This window comes from Acinetobacter sp. UBA2063, from assembly GCF_002333245.1.
GTDB classification, from domain to species: Bacteria; Pseudomonadota; Gammaproteobacteria; order Pseudomonadales; family Moraxellaceae; genus Acinetobacter; species Acinetobacter parvus.
This window is the reverse complement of sequence record NZ_DDAH01000060.1, coordinates 1-7,445: the sequence shown is the minus strand read 5'-3', so window position 1 is coordinate 7,445 and position 7,445 is coordinate 1. Positions and strand designations below refer to the sequence as shown.

6 protein-coding genes and 2 pseudogenes are annotated in these 7,445 nt (G+C 42.7%); 4 read left to right on the top strand and 4 right to left on the bottom strand.

Annotation, left to right across the window (positions count from 1 at the left end):
- Positions 1 to 116 precede the first annotated feature (116 nt).
- The 3 genes from folP to rlmE form a co-directional block, all read right to left on the bottom strand.
- Positions 117 to 968 (bottom strand): dihydropteroate synthase, encoded by an 852-nt coding sequence (gene folP / locus B4H32_RS02970; RefSeq protein ID WP_004682759.1) that lies wholly within the window; start codon positions 966 to 968, stop codon positions 117 to 119.
- A 139-nt stretch (positions 969 to 1,107) separates the two neighbouring features.
- On the bottom strand, positions 1,108 to 3,003 hold the full coding sequence (ftsH, locus tag B4H32_RS02965; RefSeq protein ID WP_004676659.1) for an ATP-dependent zinc metalloprotease FtsH: 1,896 nt from the start codon (positions 3,001 to 3,003) through the stop codon (positions 1,108 to 1,110).
- Between the two features lie 137 nt (positions 3,004 to 3,140).
- Entirely contained in the window at positions 3,141 to 3,791 is a 651-nt protein-coding gene (gene rlmE, locus B4H32_RS02960; RefSeq protein ID WP_286799743.1) for a 23S rRNA (uridine(2552)-2'-O)-methyltransferase RlmE, read from the bottom strand.
- Between the two features lie 227 nt (positions 3,792 to 4,018).
- On the opposite strand from rlmE, the gene yhbY reads away from it, so the two are divergent.
- On the top strand, positions 4,019 to 4,345 hold the full coding sequence (yhbY, locus tag B4H32_RS02955; RefSeq protein ID WP_286799747.1) for a ribosome assembly RNA-binding protein YhbY: 327 nt from the start codon (positions 4,019 to 4,021) through the stop codon (positions 4,343 to 4,345).
- Positions 4,346 to 4,348: 3 nt separating this feature from the next.
- Positions 4,349 to 4,885, top strand: a complete 537-nt coding sequence (locus B4H32_RS02950) for a DOMON-like domain-containing protein (protein ID WP_286799742.1) — start codon at positions 4,349 to 4,351, stop codon at positions 4,883 to 4,885.
- Positions 4,886 to 4,956: 71 nt separating this feature from the next.
- On the opposite strand, the gene B4H32_RS02945 is transcribed toward B4H32_RS02950, so the two are convergent.
- Complete coding sequence (locus tag B4H32_RS02945; RefSeq protein ID WP_004676652.1) at positions 4,957 to 5,496, bottom strand: hypothetical protein; 540 nt, start codon at positions 5,494 to 5,496, stop codon at positions 4,957 to 4,959.
- Positions 5,497 to 5,856: 360 nt separating this feature from the next.
- On the opposite strand from B4H32_RS02945, the pseudogene carA reads away from it, so the two are divergent.
- Both carA and carB read left to right on the top strand, forming a co-directional pair.
- Positions 5,857 to 7,011, top strand: a pseudogene (gene carA, locus B4H32_RS02940) (glutamine-hydrolyzing carbamoyl-phosphate synthase small subunit).
- A 96-nt stretch (positions 7,012 to 7,107) separates the two neighbouring features.
- Positions 7,108 to 7,445, top strand: a pseudogene (carB, locus tag B4H32_RS02935) (carbamoyl phosphate synthase large subunit); the annotation flags it as partial.

Below are 7,445 nucleotides of genomic sequence, written 5' to 3'. Positions count from 1 at the left end.
AATTTGTCGTGTACAGAGATGTAATTGTTTTATTTTCCATTTTTAAAAATTACTCATCTGATATATTTATGGAGCAAGCCAATAGAATCTTACGGTTGTATCAATACCCTAAACTATTATTGATTGAACATCATTTTCCAGACGTTAATGGCATCACTGGTCGCTTTGACATCGTGCGCACGGACAATACTGGCACCCTGCTGAATACTCATTAGATGTCCTGCAACACTGCCCACTGCACGTTCTTGTGCAGGTATACCATTTAAGGCTTCACCAATAAAACGCTTACGGGACAAACCTGACAAGATCGGATAGCCCATCTGGTTCAGCTTCCAGAATTCATTTAATAATTGAAAATTCTGTTGAGCATTTTTAGCAAAACCAAAACCAGGATCAAGGATGATATTGTATTTTTTGATTCCCATTTCGAGTGCCTGATCCAAGCGTTGCTCTAACTCATACATCACATCTTCTGTGACATTTGTATATTGATCAAGCTGGTTCATATTGGTTGGTTCACCACGCATATGCATCAATATCACAGGAATATTCAACTCAGCAGCCGTTTCCAATGCTTGCGGACGGGTTAAGGCACGAACATCATTCCAGATATGTGCGCCCGCTTTTACAGCAGCACGAATTACTTCTGGCTGGCTGGTATCTATTGAAATAACAACATCATATTTTGCCAATGCTTCCACCACAGGAATCACACGCTGAATTTCTTCCTCAAGCTCAACAGGTGACGCATTGGGGCGCGTGGATTCTCCACCAATATCAATAATGCTTGCACCCTCTTCTATCATCTGTAAAGCACGTTGAACGGCCTGTTCCTTATGATGATGCTGTCCACCATCACTGAAAGAATCAGGGGTGACATTGAGAATACCCATAATCTGTGGCTGGGATAAATCCAGTATAAAACGACCACAGTGTAACTGGCACTGTGGTAATGGCATCAACTGCATTATCAAAAAACTCTTAACACTTTACGAATCACTTTATTTTAACAAGACTGTCCTAAGAACATTGTTGATTTATTTTCAGCTTGGCTAAAATAAGGACAAAAAAAGAGCCGCTTTTAGCGACTCTTCTTGATTTCAACCATTAGCCCATTGCTGGTAATGGTGGTGGTGTAGATGGACCATCTTTCGGTGGTTCAAATGCAGCCACTGGATTTTCAGGAATATAGACCTTAGGTGGTTGTGGTTCACGACCTTCCATAATGTCACGGATTTGATCACGATCAATCGTTTCCCAATCCATCAGTGCTTTCACCATTGCATGCGCGATATCTTTATTATTTTCCAAGATATTACGTGCAACGGTATATTGCTCATCCAAAATACGACGTACTTCTTCATCTACTTTTTGTTGAGTCGCTTCTGAAATGGTACGACTACCAACATTGCCGAAGAAACCACTCTGGTTTTCGTCCTCATACACCATGACACCAAGCGCATCTGACATACCATATTTGGTGACCATTGCACGTGCCATCTTAGTTGCACGTTCAAAGTCATTGGATGCACCCGTTGACATGCGGTTGATGAAGATTTCTTCCGCAATACGACCACCAAACAGGATTGAAAGTTCATTCAACATCTTGTCTTTATAATGGCTGGTCTGGTCTTGTTCGGGAAGCTGCCAAGTCACGCCCAATGCCCAACCACGTGGCATAATCGTTACCTTATGCACAGGATCTGTACCTGGTAGGATTTCAGCAACAATCGCATGTCCAGCTTCATGGTAGGCCGTTGCGCGACGCTCTTCTTCACGGATCACCATCGACTTACGCTCAGGACCCATGTAGATCTTGTCTTTTGCATCTTCAAAGTCATGCATGTCAACCGTATTTTTATTACGGCGGGCAGCAAACAATGCAGCTTCATTCACCAAATTCGCAAGTTGCGCACCAGAGAAACCAGGCGTACCACGGGCAAGAATCTTAACATCCACACCAGTCACTGAAGGAAGTTTCTTCAAGTGAACATTCAGGATTTGCTCACGACCACGGATGTCTGGCAAGCCAACCATCACCTGACGGTCAAAACGACCTGGACGAAGCAAGGCTTTATCAAGCACATCGACACGGTTGGTTGCGGCAATGACGATCACGCCTTCATTACCCTCAAAACCATCCATCTCAACAAGCATCTGGTTCAGGGTTTGTTCACGCTCATCATGACCACCCCCTGTACCTGAACCACGGTGACGACCCACCGCATCAATCTCATCAATAAAGATGATACATGGTGCATGGCGTTTTGCCTGTTCAAACATATCACGGACACGTGATGCACCCACACCAACAAACATCTCAACAAAGTCAGAACCAGAGATACTGAAGAAAGGAACCTTGGCTTCACCAGCAATGGCTTTTGCCAATAATGTTTTACCTGTACCTGGAGGACCCACCATCAATACACCACGAGGAATGGTTGCACCAAGACGCTTAAATTTAGCAGGGTCTTTCAGGAAATCTACAATTTCAACCACTTCCTGTTTTGCTTCGTCACAGCCTGCAACATCAGCAAATGTGACCTTGATCTGGTCTTCAGACAGCATTTTTGCCTTTGACTTGCCAAAGCTCATCGGACCGTTTTTACCACCAGCACCACCGCCCATATTACGCATGAAGAACATGAACAACAGGATGATCAGTAATACAGGGAAACTCGCAATAAGAAGTTGCATCAAAATGCCCTGGCGTTGTGGTGCTGTGCCCTCAACCACTACATTTTGTTTGTTCAAGCTTGGTAGCAACTCAGTGTCTTCTACTTGTGGGCGAACCGTCTCAAATGAAGAACCATTGGTTTTCTCACCACTGATATTCAATCCATCAATGGTGACCTGTTTAATTTGCCCAGCATTTACCGCTGCAACGAAATCTGAATATTTCATCGCTGCAGGCTTATTGCGGTCACTGACGTTGCTAAAAATCAAAATCAGAACACCGAGTATGATGAGCCACAATACGGCATTCTTGAAGTAATCGCTCAAGGCTTTATTCCCATATCAATCTAATTTGATCATACCTAATCTTGGCTGACCTTCACAAAAACAGCAATGAATTTGCGTTGCAAAAAACTTAAAAGGTACAAAATGCACAATTTTTAACATCTTGGCAAGTACACTTTTTATTGCAATGCCTTTTTACGACCCTGTCCAATCAAAAAAACCTCTTTTGACCGAGCGCGTGACGCCGCAGGTTTGGCTGTTTTTAATACATCAAAACCATCAACCACCTGTTTTCTAAACTCATCAAATCCTGAACCCTGGAACACCTTAACCACAAACTGTCCATTTGGTCCTAAAACTTTCTGAGCAAAATCCAGTGCCAACTCACACAAATAAATTTGGCGTGGCTGGTCGACAGCCCTATTACCTGATGTATTGGGGGCCATATCAGAAATTACAATATCTACCTGACGACCATTTAAAATATTTAACAATTTTTCGAAGACTTCCTCTTCCCTAAAGTCACCCTGTAAAAAGGTCACATCTGGAAGCGCATCCATTGGCAGGATATCGGATGCAATCACCAAACCACTGGCACCGACCAGCTTACCTGCGATCTGTGACCAGCTACCAGGTGCCGCGCCCAGATCGACAACCGTCATACCAGGTTTAATCAGTTTATATTTTTCTTGGATTTCGAGTAACTTATATGCTGCGCGTGCGCGATACCCCTCTTTCTGCGCCTTTTTAACAAAAGGATCATCCAGATGCTCTCTCATCCACGCACGACTGCTTTTCGACAATTTTTGATTGGTAATGCGTGTCGCCATAACTCACTAAATTTCAAAACACTTCTGATTGGTCATTGTACGTGAAAATTACTCTCATTACAGTACGGATGTAGCGTAATCACACGAACTTTTACAGATTTTTTTCGATCAACATCATTGGTTATTTCAACAGTTTTCTGAATATTTATGATCAGTCTGCCTACTGAATCTATCTTAGGTTTGGGATGCAGGCTATACTAGGTCGTTTTTCAAATCAGGTATTTTTAATGGCGGCTTTATCTATCCATGAACGTAAGCGTTTGCGTCTAATTGGTCATGCACTTAACCCAGTTGTAATGGTTGGTAGCCACGGTCTTACAGAAAACGTCATTGAAGAAACGAATCGTGCGCTAAATGACCATGAACTGATTAAGGTGAAAGTTGCGGGTGAAGACCGTGAGGCGCGTGCGGCAGTGATTGATGCCCTTGTTGAGGCGACTGGTGCGGAATCGGTACAGAAAATTGGTAAAATTGTTTTGCTTTATAAAAAGGCAGCCAAACAAAACCAACATCTTTCCAACCTCGTTCGTTTTGCTCACCTCAGTAATAACTAAGCAATGGCAAGTTATGAATTGTCGGCTTTTGATCGCTTTAACGCCATTACGGTGGTTGGGGCGATTGAGCAGCAAACACCAGCAACTGTGAATGTTGGTTTCTGGGTGCGTGACCCAAATCAGTTTCTGATTTATCCCGATCAGGTTTCGGAACATCCCCGCCTTGACTTTTTATGGGAACAGACTTGTTTTGAGATTTTTATTGGTGTGAAAGATGAAGATTTCTATCGTGAAATCAATCTTTCTCCCTCTCAGGCATGGCAGGCCTATCAATTTGAAGAATATCGCTTTCCAGAAAATATGCCACCTATAGCTGCCTATGATATTGAGTTGAACCATTTACAACGTACCCACTATGGCTTAAATGTCAGTGTGGATTTATCCCAGTTTATGCAGCAAAATAAATTGAAATGGGCTGACCTGTATCTTGGTTTAACTGCAGTGTTAAATACCACTCAAGGCATGCATTACTTTGCAATGCAGCATAGCAGCCCTCAGGCCGATTTCCATAACAAACGGGATTGGCTGCATCAGTTTTAACTTTTTTTAATAAGTCTAAAAAACAAAAAAGCGAGAACTCAATTCTCGCTTTTTTATTGACAAGCGATGACTTAGCTTGCACGCACCTTATTCCAGGCTTCAACTGCTTGTTCTTTGGTACGTTTAAAGCTCTCAGTCAAAGTGTCTTTGTGTTTTACTGAAATCTGGCTAATGTCATCTTTCAGTTCTTTGCTGACTTTGCTTAAGTCTTCAACCAAAGCGTTTAACTCAGTTTTCAAGGCATTCTTAAATTCAACCAAGTCTTCTTGAGACAAGTTAAACTGACCCTTGATCACTTCAATACGCTGTAAAATGTCTTGCTTGATTTGTGCAAACTGATTTTGAACAGCATCATTGAGTTCTTTTGCTTCAGCTTCAATTTTTTCCTGAGTTTCAGCAATGACTTCTTTCGCCTGTTCCTGAGTCTCAGCAATCACTTCTTTCGCCTTTGCGGTTTTTTCAGCAACAACCTCTTTCGCCTTTGCCGCTTTCTCAGCTACAACTTCTTTGACTTCTGCCGTCTTTTCCGCCACAGCTTCTTTAGCTTTTGCAGTTTTTTCAACAACATCTTTCACTTCTTCAGTTGCAGGTGCAGTTTTTGACTCAGCCATCTTGATTCCCCTCTATATTGATCGTTGATTTTTTGGCTATATATAAGATAAAGCGCTTTCCACCTAAAGCCCTAAAAAATTGTTAGACAATTTGCATAATATCTCATGATATATTTATAAGAATGACTGATTTTGCAATAGACACCTGTCCATTTAAACTTATAAAAGAAAAACACCAATTCCTGAGTTTAATAGACAAAACACATAGACTTTTCACCTACTCATGCGTATAATGCGCTGTTAAGTTACAAGCGAGCAGACTGGAAGGAGGGGCATGTTTTTAAAGACAGCCTGCCTTTTTTTATGTCTTCTCGCTTTTTTACAGCCCTATTTTTGTGGTTTTAGTTCAGGAGCTTTGGTTTGAGCACCCCCGCCATTTTAGCCCTCGCAGATGGAACGATCTTTAAAGGAACGTCTATCGGTGCATCGGGTAGTACGACTGGTGAAGTCGTTTTTAATACAGCCATGACTGGCTACCAGGAAATTTTGACTGACCCAAGTTATGCGCAACAAATTGTGACGCTGACTTATCCCCATATTGGAAATACAGGCTGTAATAGCGAAGACGTTGAATCTGGTCGCATCCATAAAGTATGGGCGAACGGTTTAATTATTCGTGATCTTCCTTTATTACACAGCAACTTCCGTTCTGAACAATCACTTAGCGAATATCTGGAACAACATAATGTTGTTGCCATCGCTGATATTGATACACGTAAATTGACCCGTATCTTACGTGACAAGGGCGCGTAAAATGGCTGTATCCTTGCTGGCGAAAATATTACAGAAGAAGAAGCCATTGCAAAAGCGCGTGCATTCGGCGGCTTAAATGGCCTGGACCTCGCAAAAGAATGCTGCGATCCTGAAGGTTTTGAATGGACCGAGGGTTCCTGGGCTTTAGGTCAGGGCTTTACCCAACCTGAATTTAAATTTCATGTCGTTGCATACGATTATGGTGTCAAAACCAACATCTTACGTATGCTGACAGACCGTGGTTGTAAATTAACAGTTGTTCCTGCACAAACTCCTGCTGAAAAAGTGCTTGCCTTGAATCCAGATGGCGTGTTCTTGTCAAATGGTCCTGGTGATCCAGCAGCATGTGACTATGCCATTGAAGCAGTAAAAACGATTGTTGAAACTACGACTTTACCTGTATTTGGTATTTGTTTAGGTCACCAGATTTTGGCGCTCGCTTCTGGCGCGAAAACCATGAAAATGAATCATGGACATCATGGTGCGAACCATCCTGTACAAAATCTTGACCCTCTCAGCGAACATCACGGTACAGTGATGATCACTTCGCAGAACCACGGCTTTGCTGTCGATGAAAGTACTTTACCTGCAAACTTAAAGGTGACACATCGTTCACTGTTTGATGGTACAAACCAAGGTATCCATCGTACTGACAAACCAGCATTCAGCTTCCAGGGTCACCCTGAAGCCAGCCCTGGTCCACATGACTGTGCGCCATTGTTCGATCATTTTATTCACTTGATTGAGCAGGCTAAAAAATGATGTTTAAGATGAATATTGCGACTACTCGAAGCATAGCTTCTCGTCTTGCGTTCGGACGGAGCTTCGCTCCGCTTTACCCTCACTCAGGAGCGAATAATGCCTAAACGTACGGATATTAAAAGCATCTTAATTATTGGTGCTGGTCCTATTGTCATTGGTCAGGCGTGTGAGTTTGACTACTCAGGTGCGCAAGCATGTAAGGCGCTTCGTGAAGAAGGCTACCGTGTTATTTTGGTCAACTCGAATCCAGCGACCATCATGACTGACCCTTCAATGGCGGATGCAACCTATATCGAGCCAATCACCTGGCAGACAGTTGCACAGATCATTGAAAAAGAACGTCCAGATGCGGTTCTCCCAACGATGGGCGGTCAAACAGCATTAAACTGCGCACTTGCACTGGATGCCAACGGTATTTTAGAAAAATACAATGT